Here is a 25,240-nt window from a genome sequence, read left to right as displayed (position 1 = left end):
GGGTGGACCGGTGAGAAGGGCGGCACGCAGGAAGCCGCTGCCCCTCTACAAGGGGTTCCTCGCCGGATGGGGCGCCACCACGTTCGGCACCGGCCTCGTGCTGCCGCTCATGGTGGCCTACCTCCGGGAGACGCTCGGTCTGCCCACCTCCGGCGTCTCGCTGTACTTCGCGCTGTTCGCGATGGCCGGTCTCGCCGTGAACCCGCTCGCGGGCAAGGTCGGGAAGCTCTACGGCCCCGGCCTGTCCGCGATCGGAGCCACCGTCCTCCAGGCCGCCGGGGCGGCCTGGCTGGCGGCGGCGGACTCGATGGTCTCCACCGTCCCCGCGGCCTGCCTCTCCGGAGCGGGCACCGGCGCCTACTACGCGGTGCAGACGCCGCTGCTCACCAAGGTCTTCGGCACCTGCGAACTCAGCCGCGTCCTCTCGGGGCAGCACCGCGTCTCCGCCCTGACCGTGGCCGTCGGCGCGCTGCTCGGCGGCCAGGCCGTCGAGCACCTCGGCGAGGCGGGGTACGTCCTGTGCCTGGCCGCCAACGCGGTCAGCTACCTGCTGCACGGGGCCGTCCTCGTCCGTCTCCGGCGGGTGGAGCGACGGCCGGCCGAGCCGGGCACGGACGGGGCCGGTTCCGCCGTACCCCGGGACGACGGGGGCGACCGGGGCACGGCGCTGCGCGACAGGGTGTTCCTCCGGCTCCTCCTGATGCAAACGGCCCTGGTCGTCTTCGGCCTCGCCCAGGTGGACGCCGTGGTTCCCGCGATCCTGCGGAACGCGGACCTGTCCGTGTCCGCCATCAGCGTCGTCATCGCCTGCAACACCGTCGGCGTCATCGCCTTCCAGGGCCTCGCCCTGCGAGCCATCGAACGGATCGGGTACGTCGCCGCGCTGACGGCGGCCATCCTGGTCTGGGTGGTCGCCATGGGGGCGCTGACGGCCGCGGTGCTGGTGCCCGGGACGGGCGTGCGGCTCCTGTTCGGCGCGCTGTTCGGGCTGGTCTTCGCCGTCGGCGAATGCCTGATCGCGCCGAGCGTCCAGCCGCTCGTCACGCTGACCGCCCCGCCGGCGCGGCTGGAGAGCTACGCCGCGGCCACCTCCCTCGCCCACGGCCTCGGCGCGTTCGTCGCGCCCCTGGTGCTGCTGCCCGTGGTGGACGGAGGCGGGGTGTGGAGCTACCTCGCCCTGCAACTCGGCGGCTACGGCCTCGCGCTGTACGCCCTGTTCTCGTTCCGCGGCCGCAGCGTCCACCGCCTCACGGCCGCCCCTCCGAGCAAGGAGACGATCCCGTAGAAGAGCCCATCGCATCCCCCGAGTCCCCCCGGTGCGCGCCCCCGCGGGGACGGCCCGTACCCGGCGATCTGCCCGGGCAGGGCGAGGCCGCCGTCTGGGTCGTCCCCCTGGAGTCCGTCCCCGAGGGGCGTCCGGAACGCGTGCTCGACCGACGGGAGGGCGCGCGGGCGGCGGCGTTCCACGACGACCGCGCGCGACGCCGGTACGTCGCCTCGCACATCGCGCTGCGGACCGTCCTCGGCGGGTGTCTCGGCATCGCGCCGCGCGAGGTGCGGCTGACCCGCGAGACCTGCGGTCTGCCGCACTGCGCGCAGCCGCACGGACGGCCCACCCTGGCCGGCGGGGCGCCGGCCGTCGAGTTCTCCCTGTCCCGCTCGGGCGGCCTGGCCGTCGTGGCGCTCGCCGCAGTCGTCGTCGGCGTCGACGTCGAGTCGCGGGCCTTCCGCCACCCGGACAGCCCGCTCGACGGCATGATCCGCCGTCTGCACCCGGCCGAGCGCGCCGCGCTCGCCGAACTGCCGCCCGCACAGCGGGAGGAGGCCTTCCTGAGCTGCTGGGTGCGCAAGGAGGCGTACCTGAAGGGCATCGGTACGGGACTGCCCGGCGGGCTGGCCGGCCAGTGCGTGGGGCTGGCCGCCGACCTCGCCGCGGACGGGAGGGGGCCGGCGCCGACTCCCCGGGGGTGGGCCTTCGCCGACCTCGACCTGCCGCCCGGCCACCGCGCGGCACTCGCCGTCGCCGTACCGGACGGCGGGGCGTCCCGGACACCACCGGCCCTGACCGTGCGCACCCTCCGCCCGCTTCCGTGAACACACGGAGGCCGCAACGCCCTGGAGAAGCATTAGTGACTGCATTAGTGACTAATCTTGACAACGAGTCATAGAGGTACTTGACTCGCTATCACCCCACCCCGTCCGAACACCGCCGGACGCGATCGGACCGAGAGGAACGCACGTGACACACGACAGTGCGGGCAGCCGCGAAACGCTGCTCGTCGTGGGGTCGGGCTACCGCGCCGGCCACGAACGCCTGCTGGCCCAGATGGCCGCGGACGCCGACCTGCTGCTGCTCAACCCCGAACCGGTGACCTGGCAGCGGCACCTGGTGCAGGCTGCCGGGGTCTTCGACGCCTCCGACGGCAGCGGCGCCGACGAGAACGCGCTGCGGGCCGCGAAGGTCCTCCTGGACCGGCGCCGGGTCGCGGCCGTGGTGACGTACGAGGAGACCATGGTGGTCACCGCGGCCCGCCTGGCCCGGAGCCTCGGGTTGCCGGGAGTGCCGGTGGCGGCGGCCGAGCTGGCGCGCGACAAGCACCGCCAACGCACCCTGCTGGGCGACACCGGGATCTCGCCGACCCGCTCCCTCCTCGTCCACGACCTCGCCGGGGCACGGCGGGCCGCCCGCGAGATCGGCTACCCCCTGATGGTCAAACCGCGGGGCCTGTCCGGCAGCGCCGGGGTCCGCCGGGTGGACGAGGAATCACAATTCGACGCCGCTTTCGACGCGGCCCTGCACGCGGACAAGATGGGCCTGGAAAGCGAGGGAATCCTCGTCGAGGAATTCCTGGAGGGCTTCGAATTCGACGTCGACTGCCTCGTGCACGACGGCACGGCCACCCCGGTCTCCTGGGCGCGCAAGATCTGGGCGTACGACCCCTACCCGGTCGAGGCGGGCTTCATCACCGGAAACGGCACCCTGGGCCGAGCCGAGATGACCGAGGGCTTCGACCTCGCCTGCCGCAGCGTCCTCGCCGCCGGCATCGACCGCACGGTGGCCCACGTCGAAGTGAAGATGACCCCGGCCGGCCCGCGCATCATCGAGCTGAACGCGCGACCGGGCGGCGACATCGCCTCCCGCATCGTCGAACTGGCCCGCGGCGTGCGGCTCGGTTCGCTGCTCGTCTCCGCCGCCCTGGGCCGCCCGCCGCAGACCGCGTCCAGCGGGGACCGCGCGGCCGGCATCCGCTTCCTCTACCCCCGGTCCCGTCAGCGCTTCGACGGCCTGGCCGAAGCCGCCACGCTGCGCGGCCGCCCCTGGATCCACGAGATCAGCGAGCTGCGCCCGCGCGGGGAGATGGTGACACCCCCTCCGGAGGACCTCTACGGACGGGTCGGCTACGTCATGGCCACCGGCCCGCACGCCGACGAGGTCGAGGACCGCCTGCTCCTCGCCCACCACGAACTGCGCGTCCTCGGCTCCTGACCGCCCGACGCCCCCTCCACCGCACCCCACCGACCTGCCACGCCCCCCGCCGGCCCGGCACCGACCGCGCCGGCCCACGACAGACCACGAGAGAGGCCCGAACCATGACCGAGTGGAAGCCCGAAACGTACGGCCCCCGCTGGAAGAACGTGTACGACCACATCGACTGGCCGGAGCCCGAGGGCGCCGTCGAGTTCCTCGCCAAGCGCGTGGGCGGCGGCCGGGCACTCGAACTCGCCATCGGGACCGGCCGCGTCGCCCTCCCCCTCGCGCAGCGCGGCGTGCCGCTCGACGGGCTCGACGCGTCCCCGGAGATCGTCGACGTGATGCGCACCAAGCCCGGCGGCGAGTCCATCGAGGTGTCCATCGGCAACATCGCCGACTTCACCTCCGAGCGCCGCTACTCCCTCGTCTTCCTGCTGCTCAACTCGCTGTACGCGCTGCAGACGCAGGAAGAGCAGATCCAGTGCTTCGAGTCGGTGGCGGCCCACCTGGAGCCCGGCGGACTGTTCGTCGTGGAGACGTTCGTCCCCGACCCGACGCGCTTCCGCTTCAACGGCCGCGCCCACGTGTACGACGTCGGGCTCGACCACGTGCGCATAGAGGCCGACACCTTCGACCGGGCCACCCAGCACATCAAGGAGAACCACGTCGAGATCCGGGAGGACGGCATCAAGCTCTACCCGGCCTTCCTGCGCTACACGTGGCCCTCGGAGCTCGACCTCATGGCCAGGATCGCCGGACTGGAGCTCAGCGAGCGCTGGGGCGACTGGGGCAACGTCCCCTACGACACCTACTCGGAGAACCACATCGGCGTCTACCGCAAGGCGAGCTGACACCGTGCCGGACGAAGTGACGCCCGCCGTCCTGACTCCGGCGGTGGCCGACGCCCGATGCGATCCCGGGCTGCCACCGGCCGGGCCCCGCACCGGGCGTCCCCATCCGGTGGCGGCCCTCGTGGACCGGATCGGGGACCTGTTCACACCCCTCGGCTTCGACGTCGTCGACCTGCCCCTGCTGGAATCGGCCGGCGACAACTTCGACGTGCTCGGCTACCCGCAGGACCACCCGACCCGGACCCGTCTGAGCTTCTTCCCCGCACCGGACCTGGTCCTGCGCACCCACGCGACCTCCGGCGGCCCGCAGGCCATGCGGTCCGCCGCCCCCGGTCCGCTGCGGACCCTGCTGGTGGGCACCTGCTTCCGCAACGAGCTCTCCTCTCCCTACTCCGGCTCCCAGTTCACCCAGATCGACGGACTGGTGGTCCAGCCGGGCACGGGCCTCCCGGACCTCATGGGACTCTTCGACCGCCTGGTGTCCGGCCTGTTCGGACGGGGACACCCGTGGCGCGTGCGGCGCGGCGACTATCCCTTCGCCTCGCCGGGATTCGCCGTGGAGGTCGCCTGCCCGCGCTGCGGCCCCGGCTGCGACGAGTGCGAGGGACGCGGGCACGTCGAGATAGGCGCCGGCGGCATGCTCCGCGACGACGTGCTCACCGCCGGGGGCTACGACCCGGAACGGGTCGTGGGGCTGAGCTTCGGCTGCTCCGTCGAGCGCCTCATGAGGCTCACCCACGGGCTGACCGACATCCGGGAGCTGCTGGTCAACGACCCGCGCCTGCTGGAGCAGTTCGATCACGCCTGCCTGCCGGTCGGACCGCCGGAGAAAGGAACCGACCGACCGTGAGAATCCCCCTGGCCTGGCTGGAACAGGAGTGCGGCGGCGACGTCGACCGCGCCGCGCTGCTCGACGCTCTCCACGAGAGCGGCGCACGCGCCGTCCCGGACGCCGACCGCGCGGTGGAGGTCGAGCCACCGCCCGCGCTCGCCCACCTCGGATCCGTACGCGGCCTGGCAGCCGAAGTGCGCGCGCGGGGCGGCCGTGCGCCGCTCGCCCCGCTCGAACTGTCGCGCCTGCCGAACGGGCTCGCGCTCACCGCCGACGGCAACGTCCCGGGCCGGGTGGCGGCAGCCGTCGTCCGACTGCCGCACGCGGTCCGGCTCCCCGTCGCGGCAGCGGACCGGCTGCGCGCCGCGGGCGTACCGCTCACCGGGACGGTGGCCGACCTGGCGGCGTACGTCGGGCTCGAAACGGGCCAGCCCCTCGGCGCGGCCGACGCCCGTGCACTGGACCTCACCGGCCTGCGACTGCGGACCGCGGAGCCGGCCGAACCCGCTGCCGGCGACGGCCCCCGCACACCCCCCGGCAGCTGGGTGCTGTCCGCGGGCGAACGGACGGTGGCCGTGCTGGGACGCGACGCTCCGCCGAGCGCCGTTTCCGCCGACGGCCGCGCGACGCTGGTGTGGGCCTGGTGGCTCGACCCGACGGCCGCGCACGCCGCGCCCGGGACCGGCCCGGAGCCGGACACGCACGCACCGCCCGCCGTACGCGGACACGACCCGGAGTCCTGCGACCGCGCGGTGGCCCGCCTGGCCCGGCTCGTCACCGACTGGGCGGGCGGAACCGTCACGGCGGCCGGCCGCGCCGGCGCGGCGGCACCCGCCCCGCGCGTGCTGCGCCCGGACCCCCGCGAACTGCGCCGGCTGGTCGACCCGGACCTCGACCTCGCGACCCTGACCTCCCTGCTGACCGCGGGCGGAACGGCGGTCGAGCCCCGCCCGGAGGGCGGCCCGCTGCACGTCACGGTGGACGCCCGGCGCCCGGACCTGGACGGTGTCCCCGCGCTCGCCGGTGAGGTGGCCCGCATCCGGGGGTACCGGACGGTGCCGCGCCGGCTGCCGCCTTCCACCGCGGGCCCTTGGCCGGACCCGGCGCGCCTCCTGCGGCGCGGCCTCGCCGACGCCGCCCTGCGGCGGGGGCTGCAACAGGTCCTCTCCCCGGTGCTGTTGCGACCCTCGGAGCCCCTCACCGCGGTCGCCGCGCCATCGGGGGCCGAGCCCGTCACCGTGCACGGGCGGGCCGGGCTGCGCGACATGCGGGTGCGCGGCTCCCTGCTGCCGGGCCTCCTCGGCAGCGCCGACCGGTCCCTGCGGCACACCGGAGCGGCCCACCTGTTCGAACTCGGCCAGGTCCCGCTGTCCGCCGCGTACGGCGACGAGTCCTGGCGGTTCGCCGCCGTCCTGAGCGGAGCCGCCGCACCCGCGTCGCTGGTCGAACCCCGGCCGCGGGCCGTGGGCTTCGCCGACCTGAGCGGCCTCTTGCGGACCCTGACCGGTGCGGCGGGGCAGGAGGCCCCGGAGCTGACCCCGCGGCCGTACGCGGACTTCGCGGCGGACGCCTCCTTCGCCGTCCGGGTGCAGGGCACCACGGTGGGCCGGGCGGGGCTGCTGTCCGAGGAGACCGCGGCCCTGCTCGACGCGGCGGGGGAGCGGGTGTTCTGCGCCGAGCTGGACCTCGGCGCACTGGGCGGCCTCACGCCGGTCCCGGCGGCCGTGCGGCTGCCGGAGCCGCTGCCGCTGCCCGCGTTCAACGTGAGCGTCGTCGTGCCCGAGGCGGTGTCGGCTGCGGAGGTCCTGCGGGTGGTCGCCGAGGCCGGCGACACCGAGAGCCGGCTCGTCGCGGTGAAGGACCTGCTGCAGGGCGGGAGGGTGCCCGCCGGGCACCTCTCGCTCACCGTACGGGCGGAGTTCGTCGCCACGGACGGCGGCCCCCTCCGGGCGGAGGGGCGCCGCCGCCGGGAAACGGTGCTGCGGGCGCTCGCCGGCCGGGGGTGGAGCGGACGATGAGGCACGAGGACACCCCGGGCCGCGAGAGCGCCGAGGAGGTGGTCGAGCGTTTCACCACCTGGCTGCGGGCCGACGAGTTCACCTGCCTGGGAGCACGGGCGGCGCTTCACCGCGGAGAGCTGGTGACCGGTGTCTACGGGGCTCTGGGCGACCAGGAGAGCCTGCACCGACTCCGCACGGACCTGCAAGGGTTCCTCACCGGCCGGCTGTCGGGGCCCGGACGCTTCCACTCCTTCGCCGCGATCTTCGCCGGGTCCGATCCGGCGGACGAGGAGGAGTTCGAGCGCTTGCTCTGGCACCAGTTGAGCGCACTCCACGCGATCGACCGCGCCGAGAACCCGTGGGCCCCCGACATCTCGGACGATCCGCGCAGCCCCCGTTTCGGGTTCAGCTTCGGCGGCCATCCGTTCTTCGTCATAGGCCTGCACCGACGTGCTTCGCGCATCTCGCGGCGCTTCGCCCTGCCGGCTCTGATCTTCAACTGCCACCGGCAGTTCGCCGAGCTGAAGCGCACTGGCGTCTACCAGGGGATGCAGACGAAGATACGCGGCAAGGAAGTGGCACTGCAGGGTGATGTGAACCCCATGCTCGCCGAGCACGGCACGGTCTCCGAAGCCCGGCAGTACTCCGGGCGCGCGGTCCCGCCGCAGTGGAAGTGCCCGTTCGACCGGCCCGACTGACCGGCCCGACTGACCGGCCCGCCGACGCCGGGTGGCGCCCCTCGCACATCCGCCGGGTCGGAAGGAAACCCCGAACCCGGGAATTCCGTCTTACGCGGATGCCACGGACAAGCGCGATTGTTCGTGCAGCTGCGAGGGGAGACACAAGAATGGCCGCAGGGTTCCGTTTCGAGGTACTGGGCAGGGTGCGTGCCTACCGGGGTGAGGTCGAGCTGCCGGTGGGTCCACCCCAGCAGCAGGCCCTCCTGTGCCTATTGCTCCTGCGCGCCAACCGGCACGTCTCCATGACACAGATCGTCGAGGCGCTGTGGGCGCAGACGCCGCCGACCCGGGCCGTCTCCACCATCCGCACGTACGTCTGGCGGCTGCGCAAGCTGCTCGAACCGGAAGGGGACTCACCGACCGTTCTGGAACTGGCCGGCGACGGGTACCGGCTGGCCCTGAGCGACGAGGCGCTGGACCTGCGCCGGGCCGACGTGATGGCGGCCGAGGCCGCGCGGGCAGTGGCCCGCGACCGGATGCCGCAGGCCGAGCGGTTACTGGCGAGCGCGTTGAGCCTGTGGCAGGGGGAACCGCTGAGCGGCGTGCCCGGCCCGTTCGCGGAGCGTCAGCGCTCCCGGCTGGACGAGATGAGGCTGGCCCTCCTGGAGAAGCGCTTCGACCTGGCCCTGGACATGGGCCACCACCGCGCCGCCGTACCGGACCTGGTGGAACTGACCGAGGAGCACCCCCTGCGGGAGCGCCCCTACGGACTGCTGATGCGAGCGCTGTACGGGGCCGGCCGCCAGGCCGACGCCCTGGCGGTGTTCAACCGGGTCCGGGACCTGCTCGTCCTGGAGCAGGGCATCGAGCCGGGCCCGGAACTGTCCGAGGTGCACCGGCGGATCCTGGTCGGCGATCCCGCGCTGGCCGGACCCGCCCCGGCGCACGCCGCCGCGCATCCGGGGTGGGGCGCCGACACCGACACCGACACCGACACCGCCTCCGGCGCCGGCGCCGAAGCGCGGGCGGAGCCGGAGGACGACACCGCCACGGAGCGGGAGCCGTCGGCGCCGGTGCGGCCCGCGCCGGCGCCGGCGTCGCCCGCCCGACCGGTGCCCGCCCAGCTCCCGTACGACGCGCCGGACTTCGTCGGGCGCAGCGAGGAGGTCGACGCCTGGTACGCCCTGCTGACCGAACCGGTGCGCAGGACCCCGGTCGTGCTGGCCGCCGCCGGAATGGGGGGCGTCGGCAAGACCTCCGTCGCCCTGCACGTCGCGCACCGGGCCCGCGCCCACTACCCGGACGGGCAGTTGTACGTCGATCTGCGCGGCGGCGGGAGCGACCCGGCGGAACCGGGCTTCGTCCTGGCCGGCTTCCTGGCCTCGCTGGGAGTGCCCGAGGACGAGGTGCCCGACGGGGTCGAGGACCGCTGCCGGCTCTTCCGTTCGGTCGTCGACGGACGGCGGCTGCTGATCATGCTCGACAACGCCCGGGACGCCGCCCAGGTGAGGGGGCTGATCCCGGGGTCGTCCAGCTGCGCGGTCATCCTCACGAGCCGGTCGCCCCTGTTCGACCTGCCGCTGACGGCGCAGTTGCTGCTGAAGCCGTTCCGCACCGACGAGGCACTGGCCCTGCTCGGTTCGATCATCGGGCGGGACCGGCTGGCCGTGGAGCACGGGGACGCCCTGGAGCTGATCGAGGCCTGCGGCCACCTGCCGCTCGCGGTGCGGATCGTGGCGACCCGGCTCTCGGCGCGGCCGGGCTGGACGGTGGCGACGCTGGCCGCGCGGCTGGCGGACGAACATCGGCGCCTCGCCGAACTGCGGGTCGGCGCACTGGCCATCGACGCCGCCTTCGAACTCGGCTACGAGCAGCTCACGCCCGCGCAGGCGCGGGCGTTCCGACTGGTGGCCCTGGCCGGTACGGCCTGCATAGGCATCCCCGCGGCGGCCGCCGTGATCGGTGTCGACGACTGCACGGCGGAGACCCTGCTGGAATCGCTGACCGATGCCGCGATGCTGGAGTCGGCCAAACCGGGGCGCTACGGCTACCACGACCTCGTACGGGTCTACGCCCGCCAGCGGGCCGTCTCCCGCGATCCCGAGGAGGCGGCGCAGGCCCTGGGCCGGCTGTTGGACTTCCTGCTCGCGACGGCCGCCAGCGCGTACCTGCACGCGGTCCCCGGAGATCCGGTGGCCGACGTGTTCGGCCCTCTGAGGTCGCGGGGCCTCGACTTCCCGGACGTGCACGCCGGCCGTGCCTGGGTGGCGGCCGAGGTCGACGGGCTGGTCGCCGCCGCGCTCAGCGCCGTCGCCCCGGGCCTGCCGGACACGGGGCAGGAGCGGCTGGGCAACGCGGTGGACCTGCTGCTGGCCGTCAGCCCCTTCACCCACGCCGTCTGGTACGACCGGATGGCGCCGGTGGCCCTGGCGCTCGCGGAGGCCGCGGAACGGACCGGCTGCCGGCGGAGCGTGGGGCGGGCGCGGGTGCTGTGCGGGGGCATAGCACTGCGCGCCGGCAGGGTCGCCGAAGCGGGGCTGCACGCCGGGCTGGCCGCCGTGGCGGCTCGGGCGGCGGGGGACATCTACGCCCTGCGCCAGGCCCTCAACGACCGCGGTCTGGTGGCGCAATTCCTGCGCCACTTCGAGGAGGCGGCCGTCTGGTACGACGAGGCGATCGCCCTGGCGCACACCCTGGGCCACCGCTCGGGCGCGGCGGTGACGACCGTCAACGCGGCACTGGCCCGCGTGCGCAGCGGGCGCCCCGAGGAGGCCCTTGTCTCCTGCGAGTCGGCCCTGGTGCTGATGCGGGAACTGGATGACAACGTTGCCGCGGCATATGCCCTGTATGTGAGCGCCCTGGCCCTGCACGAACTGGGCCGGTACGAGGAGGCGGTGGCCCGCTACGGCGAGGCCCTGACCGTGTGCCGGGCGACCGGGCTGCGGGAGCGGGAGGCCCAGGCGCTCTACCGGCTGGCGGAGACCCTGCGCGCCTCGGGGCGGCATCAGGAAGCGGTGCAGCACGCGGCCTCGGCGATCGCCCGCTGCGAGGAGGCGTGCTCGGAGCGGGACCTGGCGCAGGCGCTGGTCGTCATGGGGCGGACGCTGGCCGATCTGGGGGAGGGGGACCGGGCCAGGGAGCACCTCGAGCGGGCCCGCGGCGTCTTCACGCGCCTGGGGCTGCCCGATGCGGCGGACGTGGCGAAGCTGCTGGCCGGGCTGGGCGAGGTGCCTTCGCGGAACGGGAGCAGGCTGGTCGACGGCCGCTCGTGACGTGAGCCGGAGGCCGCCCGGGCACGGGGGGTCGGTGCCCGGGCGGCCTCCGGTCCGCCGTGGCTCAGCTCGTGATGGCCGTGGGCTGGAACCTGGAACCGGTGTTGTTGACGTCTTCCGTGGTCATCTCCCCGGTGCCCGCGTCGGCCACGGTGGTGTGCACACCACCCGCCGTCGGGGCGGGCGGCTGGCCGGCGGCGCCCAGAGCGGTCGCGGCGAGCAGTGCCAGGCAGAGCGCGGTACAGGTGCGGAAGAGCTTCGACATGAGGTGGTTCTCCTTGACTGTCACCACCGGTGGTCTGCCGGCGGTGTGGAGCGGGTGATACGCGACTGCCGACGGGGTTCGTCAGCAGCAGAGGGGGATGTCGTCGCCGGTCGGGCCGACGGCCACACGGGTCAGGACGTCGCCGAACTGCGGTGCGGGCACGGTGGCGAGGGGGACGGAGATGAGAGTCAGCAGCAGTGCCATCGCCAGTACCCGGGCGGGACGCCGGCGGAGCGGGTCGGTGACCGATCGGCCGTACGGAGCTGCACCGGCGGGGAAGCGGGGTACGTGCGGCATGCGGTGCGTCTCTCTCGTCGGGGAGGAAAGCCGGTGTGTGGCGCCGGGGACGGCGACCGCCGTCCCCCTTCGCCGTCTCCTGCGACCTTAGGCGTCGGTGATCAACGACCGATCTATCGATCGATCTACGGCTCCGCCGCCCGCTCCTCCTGCCCAGCCCGCCCGGCGCCCGGCCGCCCGGTCAGGCCGGGCCGTGGTCCACGGGGCGCCGGCCGGGGACCAGGGAGGATCCGCCCGCCGCCGGGAGGAGGCTGCTGCGCTGGCCGAGGCACCGCAGGCTCTGGCGGTAGGCCCAGACGGCGCGTTCGGCGCGTCCGGAGCGCTCCAGGAGTTCCCCGAGGTCGTTCCAGGCGGAAGCCGCCTGCCGGTCGGCCTCGGACGCCTCCAGCAGCAGCGCGGCGCGCTCGCTGCCCTCCTCGGCGGCCGCGGTGTCACCGAGTTGCAGCTGGGAGCCCGCCAGCACCAGGAGGGTGCGCGCCGTTTCCAGCCGGTGTCCGGTGCCGAGGAGTTCGAGCGAGCGGCGCGCGTGCTGCTCCGCCTCGCGGGGGTTGCCCTCCAGCAGGCAGGCCCGGGCCAGTGCGGTCTCGCAGTACGCCATGTCCACCGTGCTGCCGTGGCTGGCCAGGTTCTCGGCGCTGCGCGTCAGCTGTGACTTGGCCTCCGCGATGTCGGCGGTCTCCGACTGCATCAGCACCGACGCGTAGGCGTTGCGCAGCCGCGACAGCGCACGGGCGTCGTCCCCCTCGGAGTAGATGGCCAGGGCGCGTTCCAGCAGCAACAGGGCGTCGGCGGAGGCTCCGCTGCGGTGGGCCACCGCTCCGGCGTTCCAGTACGCGGCTCCCAGGGCCTTGCGGTCCTTGATGCCCTCGGCCTCCTCGATGGCGGTGCGCGCCAGGAAGGCGGCGCGGTGCAGGTCGCCGCGTTCGCAGTACAGGCCGACGAGCGTGGCCAGCAGTTCGACGCCCAGCACGGTCGAGGTGAGCCGCAGTTGACGGGCCTCCTCCAGGGTGGTGGTGGCCAGGTCGATCGCATGGGCCAGGTCGCCCGTCTCGCGGTAGCAGCGGCACAGGGCCACCGCCACCGTGAGCCGCGGGACCAGGGACTGCCCGTAGCCGGCGTGGTCCAGCAGGGCCTGGTAGCGGTCGGTGGCCTCCTCCAGGCGGCCGGCGTGCTCCAGGGCCTGGGCCACGCCGTACTCGGCGGTCAGCCGGATGCCCTCCTGCCCCGCCCGGGCGGCCTTGTCGCGGACGGCGGTGAAGGTCGCGAGCGCGGTTTCGGGGTCGCCGTTGCGCAGGCTGATCTCCGCGTAGCGCAGGTCCGTCTGCGGGATGTCGTGGCGTTCGGGCGCCAGGAGTTCCAGCAGGTGCTCGGGACCGCAGCCCAGGCGGGCGGCGATCTGCTCCAGCACTTCCGGGGACGGGGTCCGCTTGCCCGCCTCCAGCAGGGAGATGTAGCTCGCCGAGAGGTTGTCGCCGGCCAGGTCCATCTGTGACAGTCCCGCTTCACGGCGCAACCGACGGATCCGTGACCCCAGAGTCTGCGATTCCGTCATGGCGATTTCCCCCTGCGTGAGACCGGCGGCGTACATCGGGTGTGAATATGCAGTGAATATACTCGGTCAATGCCGGACCCGGCCAGGGCTCGCGTGCATTCCCGGGTGGGCGGGTCCGTCCACTCGGCGGCCGGTGGCCGCCCTGCGACCTCCGGGTGCCGCGGCCGATCCCCGGAACCGTCCTCCCTGCCCGGGCCGGTGCGGAGGGAGGCGGGCACGTCGGTAAAGCGGATACGGCCCGGAGTCTCGCCGAGTGAGTCAAGTGATTCTGTCAATAATGCCGCAAAGTGGTCAACCTCGACGTAGGGTCCCGAGCGCCGGTGGATATGCGGAAACGCCGAACCGGCGTAACCAGAATTATTGACTCCGCTCGGAAAGCGTTTCGCATTTGCGGTGGCGGGGGTGGCTTCCGAAGCCGGAGACGGTGCGGACGTCCGCTCCGGTTGCGGGTGTCCGGCCGCACCACGGAGGGGTGGCGAGCGGGGCCGGCAGCAGGCCCACGAGCGTTTTCGACGCGGCCCCCGCATGGTCTGGGACGGCGAGGCCGCGTCGGCGGGCACGACGCCCCGCACCGGGCCGTGCCCCCGTCCGCTCCCACCGGCTCAGCGGCTCCCCCCGGAACGCCGCGCCGCTGCGTCGCGGGCCTGCGCGGCGGCCCCGGGACCGCCGCCCGCGGGGCCGCCGGTCCCGGCGGATGCCATGCTGGGATGCGGGGGCCCCGTCGGCCGGAGGTTCACGACGATGGCGATGCGCGAGACGAATGCGGTCGGGCCCGGGCCCCGCCGCACGGCCGGAGAACGGGCCGCCGACGGCAGGGCCGCCCGGACGCGCGCACCGCGCTCCGCCCACGGACCGTTCGAACCGTCGCCGCACCGGGCGGACCCGGTGGAGGTGATCGAGGGGCAGTCCGCCACCCGGGTCCAGGAGCTGGTGCCGATCCGCTACGGCCGGATGGCGGAGTCACCGTTCCGCTTCTACCGGGGCGCTGCGGCGATCATGGCCGGCGACCTGGCGGTCGCACCCGACTCGGGCATCCGGGTCCAGCTCTGTGGCGACGCCCATCTGCTGAACTTCCGGCTGCTCGGGTCCCCGGAGCGCAACCTGCTGTTCGACATCAACGACTTCGACGAGACGCTGCCCGGACCGTGGGAATGGGACGTCAAACGGCTCGCGACCAGCCTCGTCATCGCGGGGCGCGAGAACGGCTTCTCCGACCGGGAGCGCGCGGAGATCGTACGGTCGGCGGTGCGCACCTACCGCGAGCAGATGCGCGCCTTCGCCGGGATGGGCAACCTCGACGTCTGGTACGCCCGGGTCGACGAGGCGCAGCTCCAGGCGCTGGCGGAGGGCGCACTGCACACCCGCGGGCGCAAGAGCATGTCCGAGGCGCTGCACAAGGCGCGCGGCCGCGACAGCCGGCAGGCGTTCGAGAAGCTCACCGAGGTGGTCGGCGGCCGCCGCCGCTTCGCCGCGGTCCCGCAGCTGATCACGCCGGTCTCCCAGCTGCTGCCGGACCAGGAGCGCGACGCGCTCGACGGGCAGATCCGGTCCCTGGTGGAGCGGTACGGGCGCAGCCTCCAGACGGACCGCAGGCACCTGCTGAGGCAGTACACCGTCGTGGACATGGCCCGCAAGGTGGTGGGCGTCGGGAGCGTCGGCATGCGCTGCTGGGTCGTGCTGCTGCTCGGGCGCGACGGGCAGGACCCGCTGATCCTGCAGGCCAAGGAGGCGGGCGACTCCGTGCTCGCCGCGCACGCCGGAGCCAGTGCGTACGCCACCCAGGGGGAGCGGGTCGTCGCGGGCCAGCGGTTGATGCAGGCCGCCAGCGACATCTTCCTGGGCTGGCAGCGGACGAACGGGATCGACGGCCTCGAGCGGGACTTCTACGTACGCCAGCTGCGCGACTGGAAGGGGATCGCGGAACCGTCGCAGATGGAACCCCGGGGCATGAGGGTCTTCGCCGAGCTGTGCGGCGTCACCCTGGCCCGTGCGCACGCCCGGTCCGGTGACCGGATCGCCATCGCCGCGTACCTGGGCCGCCGGGACGTCTTCGACCAGGCGCTCGTACGGTTCGCGGAGAGCTACGCCGACCAGAACGCGCGTGACCACCAGGCCTTGGTGGACGCGATTGCCGCGGGCCGGGTGACCGCCGCCGCGGCCTGAACCGGAGCGCCCTATCCGCCTCTTGGGCGGGGGCGTGCAGCGCAACGGGCCGGCGACCCCCGGGAGGCGCCGCGCGCGCAGCACGCGCGAGGCGCGGGCAGCCATCGGCGGCGGCACCCTCCGCCGCCGAGGTGGCCCCCCGCCGCCGCACGGAGCATGCCGCCAGCCAGCGGCGACACACCCCACCCGGCCAGCGGTGATACCGCTCCCGCCTGCGGTGACACGGGCGGCTCGGGTCCTCGCCGATGAGGCCGACAGCCGCCGTACGGAGCGTGCCGCCGGGCCGCTGCGACACACCCCGCCCGGCCAGCCGTGGCGCGCGCCGCGCCGGGTGCGGCCGACTGGCCCTCGGGGGGCCCGCTTTCGGGTGACACCACCGCTCGGCGCCGGGCGCGTCCCCGCCGGCGTACCCGAGCATCTCAGGCGGCCGGTCATGTTCCGGTCATGATCAGCCGGGGCGCACGGCGCCCCGGATCCGGGCAGCCGCTGGGAGATCACGTGCACGTCCTGCTCGTTGCGAGCGCGTTCAACAGCCTCACCCAGCGGGTCCACGCCGAGCTGCGCGACTACGGCCACAGCGTGGCGGTCGAGCTCGCCCTGCCCCACGTCTCCCTGACCGAGGCCGTCGACCGCCACCGGCCCGACCTGGTCCTCGCGCCGATGCTGCGCACGGCCGTTCCCGAGGATGTGTGGGCCGCCCGTACCTGTCTGATCGTCCACCCCGGCCCGCTCGGCGACCGCGGCCCCTCCTCCCTCGACTGGGCCGTCCGCGACCGGGCCGCCCGCTGGGGCGTCACCGTCCTGCAGGCCGAGGCGGAGATGGACGCCGGAGCCGTCTGGGCCACGGCCGAGTGCCCCGTCCCGCCGGTCGGCAAGAGCGACCTGTACCGCGGGGAAGTTGCCGACGCCGCGCTGCGGGCCGTCCTGCTCGCCGTCGACCGCTTCGCCTCCGGCACGTACGTACCGCAGCCGCAGACCACCGGCACCGCGCGCCCCGCCATGCGTCAGGAGAGCCGCCGCATCGACTGGGAGGCCGACTCCACCGAGCGGGTGCTGCGCTCCCTGCGCGCCGCCGACTCGCAGCCCGGCGTACGGGACGAACTGCTCGGCGCCGCGTGGTACCTGCACGGAGGCCACCCCGAGGACCGGCTGCGCGGCCGCCCCGGCGAGCTGCTCGCCACCCGGGCCGGCGCGATCTGCCGGGCCACCGCCGACGGAGCCGTCTGGATCCCCGAACTCCGGGCCCCCCGCACCCCGGGCGGACCCGCCACGCCCAGGCTCCCCGCGACCACCGCCCTCGCCGACCGGCTGCCCCCGCTGCGCGAGCACCCGGCGCCGTTCCCCACCGACCCGCGCCGCCGGACCTGGTCCGACATCGGCTACCGCGAGGAGGGGACGACCGGCTTCCTCTCGTTCTCGTTCCCCGGCGGCGCGATGAGCACCGCGCACTGCCGGCGGCTGCTGGACGCCTACCGGGCCGCCTGCGCCCGCCCCACCTCCGTCCTCGTCCTCGGCGGCGGCCGCGACTTCTTCTCCAACGGCATCCACCTGGGCGTCATCGAGGCGGCCGCCGACCCGGCCGCGGAGTCCTGGGCCAACATCAACGCCATCGACGACCTCGTCGAGGCCGTCCTCACCACCACCGACCGGCTCGTCGTCGCCGCCCTCGGGGGCAACGCCGCCGCCGGCGGGGCCATGCTCGCCCTCGCGGCCGACGAGGTCTGGTGCCGCTCCGGCACGGTCCTGAACCCGCACTACCGCCTCATGGGCCTGACCGGCTCCGAGTTCTGGACGTACACCCTGCCCCGCCGCGTCGGCACCGGCGTCGCCGAGCGGCTCACCACCGAGGCACTGCCGCTGAGCGCGGAGGCCGCGCTCCGGCTCGGCCTGGTCGACCGTACGGTCCCGTGCGCCCCCGGGGCCTTCGCCGCGGAAACGGCACGGCTCGCGTCCCGCCTCGCCGCGCTCCCCGCCACCCCCGCCCGGATCGCGGCGAAGAAGGCCCGCCGCGAGCGCGACGAGGCGGAGCGGCCGCTCGCCGCCTACCGCGCCGCGGAGCTGGCCCCGATGCGCGCGACCTTCGACGATCCCGCCGCCCCGTACCACGCCCTGCGCCGGGCCTTCGTACGCAAGGAGACCCCGGACGCCACACCGCGCCACCTCGCGCAGGCCGTGCCGGGGCGGCACACCGCGCCGCTGCCCTCCCGGCAGCGCCCGTTCACCGCAATGGCCGTACATGACGGGGCACGTGGGGCGCCGGGCTGTTAGCAAGAAGGGTGAGACCGAACGCTCGGCCCCTCCGTGCCCGGCGCCCGGAGCTTGCGCTCCCCGCCCCCGACCGCCCCCGAAACCCTTCCTGAACCCCTCCCCGAGGAGGAATCCATGAACGCAGCAACGCCTGCCCCGGAAGAGGACCCCCCGATCCACATCCTCTGGATCAACGCGGGGCTGAGCTGCGACGGCGACTCCGTCTCCCTGACCGCGGCGATGCAGCCCAGTATCGAAGAGATCGTGATGGGCATCCTCCCCGGCCTGCCCAAGATCGCCGTGCACTGGCCGCTCATCGACTTCGAATGCGGCCCGATCGGCGGCGCGGACACGTTCATCGAGTGGTTCTTCAAGGGCGAGCGCGGCGAGATCGACCCCTTCGTGCTGGTCGTCGAGGGATCCATCCCCAACGAGAGCATCAAGCCCGAGGGGTACTGGTGCGGCTTCGGCGACAACCCGGAGACCGGCCAGCCCATCACGACCAGCGAATGGCTCGACCGGCTGGCGCCCAAGGCCCTCGCCGTCGTCGCCATCGGCACCTGCGCCACCTACGGCGGCATCCACGCCATGGAGGGCAACCCGACCGGCGCCATGGGCGTGCCCGACTACCTGGGCTGGGACTGGAAGTCGAAGGCCGGCATCCCGATCGTGTGCGTCCCGGGCTGTCCGATCCAGCCGGACAACTTCTCCGAGACCCTCACCTACCTGCTGTACCAGGCCGCCGGCTCGGCCCCGATGATCCCGCTCGACGACAAGCTGCGCCCCACCTGGCTCTTCGGGGCGACCGTGCACGAGGGCTGCGACCGGGCCGGCTACTACGAGCAGGGCCAGTTCGCCCACACCTACGACTCCCCGAAGTGCCTGGTCAAGCTGGGCTGCTGGGGTCCGGTCGTCAAGTGCAACGTGCCCAAGCGCGGCTGGATGAACGGCATCGGCGGCTGCCCGAACGTCGGCGGCATCTGCATCGCCTGCACGATGCCCGGCTTCCCCGACAAGTTCATGCCCTTCATGGACGAACCCCCCGGCGGCAAGGTGTCCAGCGCCGCCAGCGGGGCGTACGGGGCCGTCATCCGCAAGCTCCGCGCGATCACGGCGCACACCGTGGACCAGGAGCCCAAGTGGCGCCACACCGGCGAGAAGCTGACCACGGGCTACCGCCCGCCCTGGTGACCGCCCCGCCCACCCGCAACCGGGGGGCGCCCCCAGGCCGTCCGGCCCGAGGCGCCCCCCGGCGCACCCCCTCCCGCACTGAAGAAGGGTCACGGCAGACACGATGGCACCGAAGACGAAGGCGGCCGGAGACGGCAGCGGTTTGGTGGAGATGGCCTGGGATCCGATCACCCGGATCGTGGGCAGCCTCGGCATCCACACGAAGATCGACTTCAAGCAGAAGCGGGTCGCGGAGTGCTACAGCACCTCCTCGGTCTTCCGCGGCTACAGCGTCTTCATGCGCGGCAAGGATCCCCGCGACGCGCACTTCATCACCAGCCGCATCTGCGGCATCTGCGGTGACAACCACGCCACGTGCTCCGTCTACGCGCAGAACATGGCCTACGGGGTGAAGCCGCCCCACCTCGCCGAGTGGATCATCAACCTGGGCGAGTCCGCGGAGTACATGTTCGACCACAACATCTTCCAGGAGAACCTGGTCGGGGTCGACTACTGCGAGAAGATGGTCCGCGAGACCAACCCCGGCGTCCTGGAGCTGGCCGAGCGCACCCCGGCCCCGCACGCCGGCGAGCACGGCTTCAAGACCATTGCCGACATCATGCGCTCCCTCAACCCCATCGAGGGCGAGTTCTACCGCGAGGCGCTCCAGGTCAGCCGCTACACCCGCGAGATGTTCTGTCTGATGGAGGGGCGCCACGTGCACCCCTCCACCCTCTACCCCGGCGGCGTCGGCACCATCGCCTCCGTCCAGCTCTTCACGGACTACATGAGCCGCCTCATGCGGTACTGCGAGTTCATGAAGCGCGTCGTCCCGCTCCACGACGACCTGTTCGACTTCTTCTACGAGGCCCTCCCCGGGTACGAGGAGGTCGGCCGGCGGCGCGTGCTGCTCGGCTGCTGGGGCGCGCTCAACGACCCCGAGCACTGCGACTTCACGTACGCCAACATGACCGACTGGGGACGGAAGATGTTCGTCACCCCGGGCGTGGTCGTGGACGGGAAGCTGGTCACCAACGACCTGACCGAGATCAACCTCGGCATCCGCATCCTGCTGGGCAGCTCGTACTACGACGACTGGCAGGGCCAGGAGCAGTTCGTCACCCACGACCCGCTCGGCAACCCGGTCGACCCCCGCCACCCGTGGAACCAGCACACGATCCCCGCCCCGCAGAAGCGGAACTTCGACGACAAGTACAGCTGGGTGATGTCCCCGCGCTGGTTCGACGGCAAGGACCACCTCGCCCTCGACACCGGCGGCGGCCCCCTCGCCCGCCTGTGGTCCACCGCCCTGTCCGGGCTCGTCCACACCGACTACGTGCAGGCCACCGGGAACAGCGTCGTCATCACCCTGCCGCGGACCATGACGAAGCCCGAGACCCGCTTCGAGTGGAAGATCCCGAAGTGGAGCAACGCGCTGGAGCGCAACCGCGCCCGCACGTACTTCCAGGCGTACGCCGCCGCCATCGCCCTGCACTGCGCCGAGAAGGGCCTCGCCGAGGTCCGAGCCGGCCGCACCCAGACCTGGGAGAAGTTCGAGGTCCCGGACGAGGGGCTGGGCGTCGGTTTCACCGAGGCCGTGCGCGGCGTGCTCTCGCACCACATGGTGATCCGCGACGGCAAGATCGCCAACTACCACCCCTACCCGCCGACCCCGTGGAACGCCTCCACCCGCGACACCTTCGGCACACCCGGCCCCTACGAGGACGCCGTCCAGAACACCCCGATCTTCGAGGAGAACACCCCGGAGAACTTCAAGGGCATCGACATCATGCGCGCCGTGCGCAGCTTCGACCCCTGTCTGCCCTGCGGCGTGCACATGTACGTCGGCCCCGGCAAGACCGTCAAGCAGATGCACGTCCCCACCGGCCTGAGCGGACTGGGCGGATGAGCGCGGCCGTCGACGCCCGGCAGGCCGGGCAGCGGGTCGAGGAGGTCCTGGAACGCCTCGCCGCCACCGGAGACCGCGAGGCCTGCGCCGCCGCCGAGGAACTGGTGCGCGTCCTCATGGACTTCTACGGCGCGGGCCTCGCCCGCGTCGTCGAGCGGATCGGCGACGCCCCGCTCGCCCGGCTGCTCGACGACGAACTCGTCGCGAGCCTGCTCGCCCTGCACCACCTCAACCCCGAGGACGTCCACACCCGCATCGCCCGCGCCCTGGACGCCGCGACCGACCCGCCCGAACTGGTCGGGTTCGACGAGGAGACCGGCGTCCTGCGGCTGCGGCCGCGGACCGCCGGCAGCGGCTGCGGCTGCCCCAGTACGGGCGCGGCCGCCCAGCAGGGCATCGAGGACGCCCTGGCCTGTTTCGCCCCCGAGGTCACCCGGGTGGAACTGGAACCGGCCGGGGCCCCGCAGCCCGCCCTGCTCCAGATCTCCACCCGCCCGCCCGCCCCGGCGCAGGTGCCGTGAACGGGCACCCGGCACCGGTGCGCACGGGCGCCCCGCGCGGGCTGGGCCGCTTCACCGGCCCGCGCCCGCCCCGGCCCGAACGCTGCGAACTGTGCGGGGTGGCCGTCCCCGAGGACGGCCACCGCCACCTGGTCGAGACCGAGAAGCGGGCGCTCGTGTGCGCCTGCACGGCCTGTTCCCTGCTCTTCGACCGGCCGGGCGCCACCACCGGCCGCTACCGCGCCGTCCCGAACCGCTACCTCACCGACCCCGACCGCCCGCTCGACGACGGGGCCTGGGAACTCCTCCAGATCCCGGTCGGCGTCGCCTTCTTCTTCCGCAACGCCGCCCTCGACCGGCTCGTCGCGCTCTACCCGAGTCCGGCCGGCGCCACCGAGAGCGAACTCGACCCGCAGACCTGGCAGAGCGTCCTCGGCGCCAGCCGCCTCGCGGCCCTCCTCGAACCCGACGTGGAGGCCCTGCTGCTGCACCGTGCGGAGGGGCGCACCACCTGCCACCTGGTGCCGATCGACGTCTGCTACGAGCTGGTGGGCCGGATGCGCCTGCTGTGGCAGGGCTTCGACGGCGGCGCCGAGGCCCGCGCCGCACTGCGGACCTTCTTCGAGCAGGTCGAGCGCCGGGCCAAGGTCCCGGCGAAGACCACCGAGGGGGTCCGGCTGCCATGACGGAGTTCACCTTCACCTGCACCGGCGTGCGCGCCGACGCCTACGCGGCCGGCCCCACCCTCGTCTTCCGGCTGCGGATCACCACCGCCGACCCGCAGGCCCGGGTGCACGCCCTCGCCCTGCGCTGCCAGATCCGCATCGAACCGGCCCGGCGCGGCTACGGCCCCGCCGAGGCCGAGGGCCTCGCCGACCTGTTCGGCGAACGCTCCCGCTGGGGCACCACCCTCCAACCGGTCCAGTTCGCCCAGGTCACCGCCATGGTGCCCAGCTTCACCGGCGCGACCGAGACCGACCTCGTCGTGCCCTGCACGTACGACATGGACATCGCCGCGAGCCGGTACTTCAGCGCCCTGGAGGACGGCGAGGCACCCCTGCTGATGCTGTTCTCGGGCACCGCCTTCACCGGCGCCGGCGGCTTCCGCGTCGAGCCGGTGCCCTGGGACCGCGAAGCCGCCTACCGGATGCCCGTGGCCGTGTGGCGCGAGATGGTCGAGCAGCACTTCCCCGGATGCGGCTGGCTGCGGCTGCCCCGGGACACCATGGCCGACCTGCTGGCCTTCCGCTCGCGGCACGCGCTCGCCTCCTGGGAGGCGACCGTACGGGCCCTGCTCGACGCCGCGGTCGTCGCGCAGCCGCCGCAACCGGACCCGGCCCGGCTGGGCGGGGCCGCACTGCGCGTCACCGAGAGGACGGCGCCATGACCACCACGACCGTGCCGGGGTCCCGCTTCGACACCGCCCGCCAGGTCGCCGACGCGGTCCTCTTCGAGGGCTACGTCCTCTACCCGTACCGCGCCTCGGCCGCCAAGAACCGGCTGCGCTGGCAGTTCGGCGTACTCGTCCCGCCGGCCTGGGGGCCCGCGCACCGGGAACACGCGCTCCAGCAGACCGAGATCCTGATGGAGCCCAAGGGCGAGGCCGTCCTCGCCGTGGAGCTCCGCTTCCTGCACGCCCAACGTCGCACCGTCCAACAGGCCCTGGACGGTGCCGACTTCGCGGACGTCGCCGAACTGCACCTCGACGACCGCGTGCTCGTCCCCTGGGACGAGGGCGCCGAGGAGCGGGTCGAGCTGTCCGTACCCGTGCGTGAACTGGCGGACGGGGAGGTGGTCCTCCCGTTCCGCCGTCCCGCGCGCGAGGACACCGAGCCCGTCCTCGGCCCCGACGGCCGGTGCCTGGGCCGCCTGCTGCGGCGCACCGAGGAGGTCGAGGGCGCCGTGCGGCTGCGCACCACCGAACTCGACGGCCCGTACCGGGTGGTGAAGCTCACCGCCGTGGTCGAGAACACCAGCCCGTGGACCCCGCAGGCCGCCGGACCGGCCGACCGCGACGCGGCCCTGCCCCGGTCGCTGGTCGCCGCCCACCTCCTGCTGGGCCTGGACACGGGCTCCTTCCTGTCCATGACCGACCCGCCGGAGTGGGCCAAGGGGGCCGTCGCCTCCTGCGTCAACCGCCACACCTGGCCGGTGCTGGCCGGTTCGCCGGGCCGCGCCGACGTGGTCCTGTCCTCCCCGATCATCCTGGAGGACCATCCGGCGATCGCTCCCGAGAGCGCCGGGGCCATGTACGACTCCACGGAGATCGACGAGATCCTGGCCCTGCGCACCGCCGCCCTCACCGACCAGGAGAAGCGCGAGGCCCGCGGTACGGACGCCCGCGCGGCCGCCGTGATCGAACTGGCCGACTCCATGCCGCCCGAGGTGCTGGAACGCCTCCACGGAGCCGTCCGCGCACTCCGCGAGATCACCGGGCCCGACCCGGCCCTCGACCTCGTGGACCTCCCCGAACCCGGCGGCCCCGGCGGTTCCGGCGACCCCGGCGGTTCCGGCGACTCCGGCGTAGAGGTCGTACCCCCTGAAGTCCGCGACCCGAAGGCGCTGTTCCGGCCCGACACCCCGTGGTGGGACCCCGCGGGCGCGGACACCGCCGACCCCGTGCCCGACCACGCGCTGGTCGACGGCACCCCGGTGGGCATCGGCAGCCGGGTCCTGCTCCGCCCGGGCCCGCGGCGCACCGACGCCCAGGACCTGTTCCTCCACGGCCGCGCCGCCCGCGTCGAGGCCGTACTGCACGACGTCGACGGCGGGGTACACCTGGCCGTCACCGTCGAGGGCGACCCCGGCGCGGACATCCGCCGCGAACAGGGCCGGTTCCTCTACTTCCAGCCCGACGAGGTCACCCCCCTGGAGGACGCGTGAGCGGCCCGACCCTGGTCGCCGGCATCGGCAACGTCTTCCTCGGAGACGACGGCTTCGGCGTGGAGACCGTGCGGGCCCTGTCCGCGCACCCGCTGCCCGACGGCGTCGAAGTGGTCGACTTCGGCGTCCGCGGCGTCCACCTCGCCTACCAGCTCCTCGACGGCTACGACACGCTCGTCCTTGTCGACGCCGCCGCCCGTGGCGGCGCCCCCGGCACCCTGTACCTCATCGAGCCCGACGGGGCGGCCCCGGTCGCACCGGGCGCCGCCGTCCTCGACGGCCACCACATGTCACCCGACGCGGTCCTCGCCCTGCTCGGCACCCTGTGCGCCGGCACCGGCTCCACCCCGCCCCGGCGGACGCTCGTCGTCGGGTGCGAACCGGCCTCCACCGAGGAGGGCATGGGCCTCAGCGGGCCGGTGGCCGCCGCGGTGCCGCAGGCCGTACGCATGCTCCTGGACCTGCTCCAGCCGCAGTCACCCGAGGACCAGGACGACCGGCTCCACCGCGAACTGAGGAGTACCCCATGACCAAGGCCCAGGCCCTCATCGGCGGCGCGACGGCCGCCGCACTCGTCGCCGTCCTGGCGCAGCTCTTCCCGGACGTCCGGCGCTACCTGCGCATGCGCAGGATGTGACGCGGCGCGCCCCGGCGCCCGAATGGCGTACAGGGCGCGGGGCGCGTCGGCGTGCCCGCCCGTGACGCCACCGTCCTGCCGGTGTAATGAGCCCCGGCAGGACGGAGTCCGATGCACGAGATGTCGATCGCCATGGCCGTCGTGGGCCAGGTGGAAGAAGCGGCGCAGGCCGCCGGGGCGACCGCGGTCACCGCGGTCCGCCTCCAGGTCGGAGAACTGGCGGGCGTGGTCCCCGACGCACTCGCCTTCTGCTTCGAACTGGCCTGTGCCGGAACGGTACTCGAAGGCGCCCGGCTCACCGCCGAGACGGTGGCCACCCGCGCCCGCTGCGGCTCCTGCGACGGGGAGTGGCACGTCGGCATGCCCCCCGAACTGTGCTGCCCCGGCTGCGGCGGCGCGTCGGACGTCGAGCTCCTGTCGGGCCGCGAGCTGCAGATCGCCGACGTGCACTGGGAAGACGGCCCGGCCTGCGCGCCCGTCCGCGAACCGATCCCCGAGGAGGCCTGAACC

Annotated in this window: 22 protein-coding genes; 19 read left to right on the top strand and 3 right to left on the bottom strand. The window is 73.9% G+C overall.

The window, feature by feature from the left end; translation table 11 throughout:
* Positions 1–10: 10 nt before the first annotated feature.
* The 8 genes from ACFWTC_RS23290 to ACFWTC_RS23255 all read left to right on the top strand — a co-directional run bounded on the left by ACFWTC_RS23290 (position 11) and on the right by ACFWTC_RS23255 (position 11,107).
* Positions 11–1,285 carry an MFS transporter gene (locus ACFWTC_RS23290; protein WP_384074482.1) on the top strand — a complete coding sequence of 425 codons (1,275 nt, stop codon included), beginning with the start codon at positions 11–13 and terminating at the stop codon, positions 1,283–1,285.
* 140 nt (positions 1,286–1,425) lie between these two features.
* Positions 1,426–2,094 carry a 4'-phosphopantetheinyl transferase family protein gene (locus tag ACFWTC_RS23285; RefSeq protein ID WP_384074479.1) on the top strand — a complete coding sequence of 223 codons (669 nt, stop codon included), beginning with the start codon at positions 1,426–1,428 and terminating at the stop codon, positions 2,092–2,094.
* 145 nt (positions 2,095–2,239) lie between these two features.
* Positions 2,240–3,487, top strand: a complete 1,248-nt coding sequence (locus ACFWTC_RS23280) for an ATP-grasp domain-containing protein (protein WP_383923157.1) — start codon at positions 2,240–2,242, stop codon at positions 3,485–3,487.
* A gap of 104 nt (positions 3,488–3,591) precedes the next feature.
* On the top strand, positions 3,592–4,323 hold the full coding sequence (locus ACFWTC_RS23275; RefSeq protein WP_383923154.1) for a class I SAM-dependent DNA methyltransferase: 732 nt from the start codon (positions 3,592–3,594) through the stop codon (positions 4,321–4,323).
* A 4-nt stretch (positions 4,324–4,327) separates the two neighbouring features.
* Positions 4,328–5,173, top strand: coding sequence for a hypothetical protein (locus tag ACFWTC_RS23270; protein ID WP_384074476.1), 846 nt, complete (start codon positions 4,328–4,330; stop codon positions 5,171–5,173).
* Complete coding sequence (locus ACFWTC_RS23265) at positions 5,170–7,173, top strand: hypothetical protein (RefSeq protein WP_383923149.1); 2,004 nt, start codon at positions 5,170–5,172, stop codon at positions 7,171–7,173. Before ACFWTC_RS23270 ends, ACFWTC_RS23265 begins: the two co-directional genes overlap by 4 nt.
* Positions 7,170–7,853, top strand: a complete 684-nt coding sequence (gntA, locus tag ACFWTC_RS23260) for a guanitoxin biosynthesis heme-dependent pre-guanitoxin N-hydroxylase GntA (protein ID WP_383923148.1) — start codon at positions 7,170–7,172, stop codon at positions 7,851–7,853. The genes ACFWTC_RS23265 and gntA overlap by 4 nt, the downstream gene beginning before the upstream one ends.
* A 149-nt stretch (positions 7,854–8,002) precedes the next feature.
* The gene (locus tag ACFWTC_RS23255; RefSeq protein WP_383923146.1) at positions 8,003–11,107 is read left to right on the top strand and encodes a BTAD domain-containing putative transcriptional regulator; all 3,105 of its coding nucleotides are present in this window, start codon (positions 8,003–8,005) and stop codon (positions 11,105–11,107) included.
* 64 nt (positions 11,108–11,171) lie between these two features.
* Here the strand turns inward: ACFWTC_RS23255 and ACFWTC_RS23250 are convergent, their stop codons facing one another.
* The 3 genes from ACFWTC_RS23250 to ACFWTC_RS23240 form a co-directional block, all read right to left on the bottom strand.
* Entirely contained in the window at positions 11,172–11,372 is a 201-nt protein-coding gene (locus tag ACFWTC_RS23250) for a hypothetical protein (RefSeq protein ID WP_383923145.1), read from the bottom strand.
* A gap of 81 nt (positions 11,373–11,453) precedes the next feature.
* A complete protein-coding gene (locus tag ACFWTC_RS23245; RefSeq protein WP_383923143.1) occupies positions 11,454–11,669 on the bottom strand; it encodes a hypothetical protein in 216 nt (71 codons plus the stop codon).
* 181 nt (positions 11,670–11,850) lie between these two features.
* Entirely contained in the window at positions 11,851–13,221 is a 1,371-nt protein-coding gene (locus tag ACFWTC_RS23240; RefSeq protein ID WP_383923140.1) for a helix-turn-helix domain-containing protein, read from the bottom strand.
* A 741-nt stretch (positions 13,222–13,962) separates the two neighbouring features.
* On the opposite strand from ACFWTC_RS23240, the gene ACFWTC_RS23235 reads away from it, so the two are divergent.
* From ACFWTC_RS23235 to ACFWTC_RS23185, 11 genes are all read left to right on the top strand, one after another.
* Positions 13,963–15,384 (top strand): DUF2252 domain-containing protein, encoded by a 1,422-nt coding sequence (locus ACFWTC_RS23235; protein WP_384074474.1) that lies wholly within the window; start codon positions 13,963–13,965, stop codon positions 15,382–15,384.
* Positions 15,385–15,882: 498 nt separating this feature from the next.
* Complete coding sequence (locus ACFWTC_RS23230) at positions 15,883–17,652, top strand: enoyl-CoA hydratase-related protein (protein WP_384074521.1); 1,770 nt, start codon at positions 15,883–15,885, stop codon at positions 17,650–17,652.
* Between the two features lie 114 nt (positions 17,653–17,766).
* Entirely contained in the window at positions 17,767–18,822 is a 1,056-nt protein-coding gene (locus ACFWTC_RS23225; protein WP_384074472.1) for a hydrogenase expression protein HypE, read from the top strand.
* 103 nt (positions 18,823–18,925) lie between these two features.
* A complete protein-coding gene (locus ACFWTC_RS23220) occupies positions 18,926–20,710 on the top strand; it encodes a nickel-dependent hydrogenase large subunit (RefSeq protein ID WP_383923134.1) in 1,785 nt (594 codons plus the stop codon).
* Positions 20,707–21,231, top strand: a complete 525-nt coding sequence (locus ACFWTC_RS23215) for a hypothetical protein (protein ID WP_384074469.1) — start codon at positions 20,707–20,709, stop codon at positions 21,229–21,231. Before ACFWTC_RS23220 ends, ACFWTC_RS23215 begins: the two co-directional genes overlap by 4 nt.
* The gene (locus ACFWTC_RS23210) at positions 21,228–21,896 is read left to right on the top strand and encodes a DUF5947 family protein (protein ID WP_384074466.1); all 669 of its coding nucleotides are present in this window, start codon (positions 21,228–21,230) and stop codon (positions 21,894–21,896) included. The genes ACFWTC_RS23215 and ACFWTC_RS23210 overlap by 4 nt, the downstream gene beginning before the upstream one ends.
* Positions 21,893–22,597 (top strand): DUF6084 family protein, encoded by a 705-nt coding sequence (locus tag ACFWTC_RS23205; protein WP_384074463.1) that lies wholly within the window; start codon positions 21,893–21,895, stop codon positions 22,595–22,597. Before ACFWTC_RS23210 ends, ACFWTC_RS23205 begins: the two co-directional genes overlap by 4 nt.
* Entirely contained in the window at positions 22,594–24,093 is a 1,500-nt protein-coding gene (locus ACFWTC_RS23200; protein WP_384074461.1) for a hypothetical protein, read from the top strand. The genes ACFWTC_RS23205 and ACFWTC_RS23200 overlap by 4 nt, the downstream gene beginning before the upstream one ends.
* The gene (locus ACFWTC_RS23195) at positions 24,090–24,623 is read left to right on the top strand and encodes a hydrogenase maturation protease (RefSeq protein WP_384074458.1); all 534 of its coding nucleotides are present in this window, start codon (positions 24,090–24,092) and stop codon (positions 24,621–24,623) included. Before ACFWTC_RS23200 ends, ACFWTC_RS23195 begins: the two co-directional genes overlap by 4 nt.
* Positions 24,620–24,730: a DUF6893 family small protein gene (locus ACFWTC_RS23190; RefSeq protein WP_383923117.1), complete on the top strand. Its 111-nt coding sequence runs from the start codon at positions 24,620–24,622 to the stop codon at positions 24,728–24,730. The genes ACFWTC_RS23195 and ACFWTC_RS23190 overlap by 4 nt, the downstream gene beginning before the upstream one ends.
* Before the next feature lie 111 nt (positions 24,731–24,841).
* Entirely contained in the window at positions 24,842–25,237 is a 396-nt protein-coding gene (locus ACFWTC_RS23185) for a hydrogenase maturation nickel metallochaperone HypA (RefSeq protein WP_384074456.1), read from the top strand.
* The last annotated feature ends 3 nt before the right edge of the window (positions 25,238–25,240 follow it).

Origin of the sequence: Streptomyces sp. NPDC058619, assembly GCF_042717785.1 — a bacterium.
GTDB lineage: Bacteria > Actinomycetota > Actinomycetes > Streptomycetales > Streptomycetaceae > Streptomyces.
The sequence above is the reverse complement of the archived record's forward strand: the minus strand, read 5'-3'. Positions and strand labels throughout refer to the sequence as shown.

Excerpts from the sequence above, each read along its gene's own strand:
- ACFWTC_RS23275 (WP_383923154.1), top strand. The coding sequence starts at position 3,592 with ATGACCGAGTGGAAGCCCGAAACGTACGGCCCCCGCTGGAAGAACGTG.
- ACFWTC_RS23225 (WP_384074472.1), top strand. The coding sequence starts at position 17,767 with ATGAACGCAGCAACGCCTGCCCCGGAAGAGGACCCCCCGATCCACATC.
- gntA (WP_383923148.1), top strand. The coding sequence starts at position 7,170 with ATGAGGCACGAGGACACCCCGGGCCGCGAGAGCGCCGAGGAGGTGGTC.
- ACFWTC_RS23220 (WP_383923134.1), top strand. The coding sequence starts at position 18,926 with ATGGCACCGAAGACGAAGGCGGCCGGAGACGGCAGCGGTTTGGTGGAG.
- ACFWTC_RS23255 (WP_383923146.1), top strand. The coding sequence starts at position 8,003 with ATGGCCGCAGGGTTCCGTTTCGAGGTACTGGGCAGGGTGCGTGCCTAC.
- ACFWTC_RS23235 (WP_384074474.1), top strand. The coding sequence starts at position 13,963 with ATGGCGATGCGCGAGACGAATGCGGTCGGGCCCGGGCCCCGCCGCACG.
- ACFWTC_RS23240 (WP_383923140.1), bottom strand. The coding sequence starts at position 13,221 with ATGACGGAATCGCAGACTCTGGGGTCACGGATCCGTCGGTTGCGCCGT.
- ACFWTC_RS23250 (WP_383923145.1), bottom strand. The coding sequence starts at position 11,372 with ATGTCGAAGCTCTTCCGCACCTGTACCGCGCTCTGCCTGGCACTGCTC.
- ACFWTC_RS23245 (WP_383923143.1), bottom strand. The coding sequence starts at position 11,669 with ATGCCGCACGTACCCCGCTTCCCCGCCGGTGCAGCTCCGTACGGCCGA.
- ACFWTC_RS23200 (WP_384074461.1), top strand. The coding sequence starts at position 22,594 with ATGACCACCACGACCGTGCCGGGGTCCCGCTTCGACACCGCCCGCCAG.
- ACFWTC_RS23215 (WP_384074469.1), top strand. The coding sequence starts at position 20,707 with ATGAGCGCGGCCGTCGACGCCCGGCAGGCCGGGCAGCGGGTCGAGGAG.
- ACFWTC_RS23185 (WP_384074456.1), top strand. The coding sequence starts at position 24,842 with ATGCACGAGATGTCGATCGCCATGGCCGTCGTGGGCCAGGTGGAAGAA.
- ACFWTC_RS23190 (WP_383923117.1), top strand. The coding sequence starts at position 24,620 with ATGACCAAGGCCCAGGCCCTCATCGGCGGCGCGACGGCCGCCGCACTC.
- ACFWTC_RS23205 (WP_384074463.1), top strand. The coding sequence starts at position 21,893 with ATGACGGAGTTCACCTTCACCTGCACCGGCGTGCGCGCCGACGCCTAC.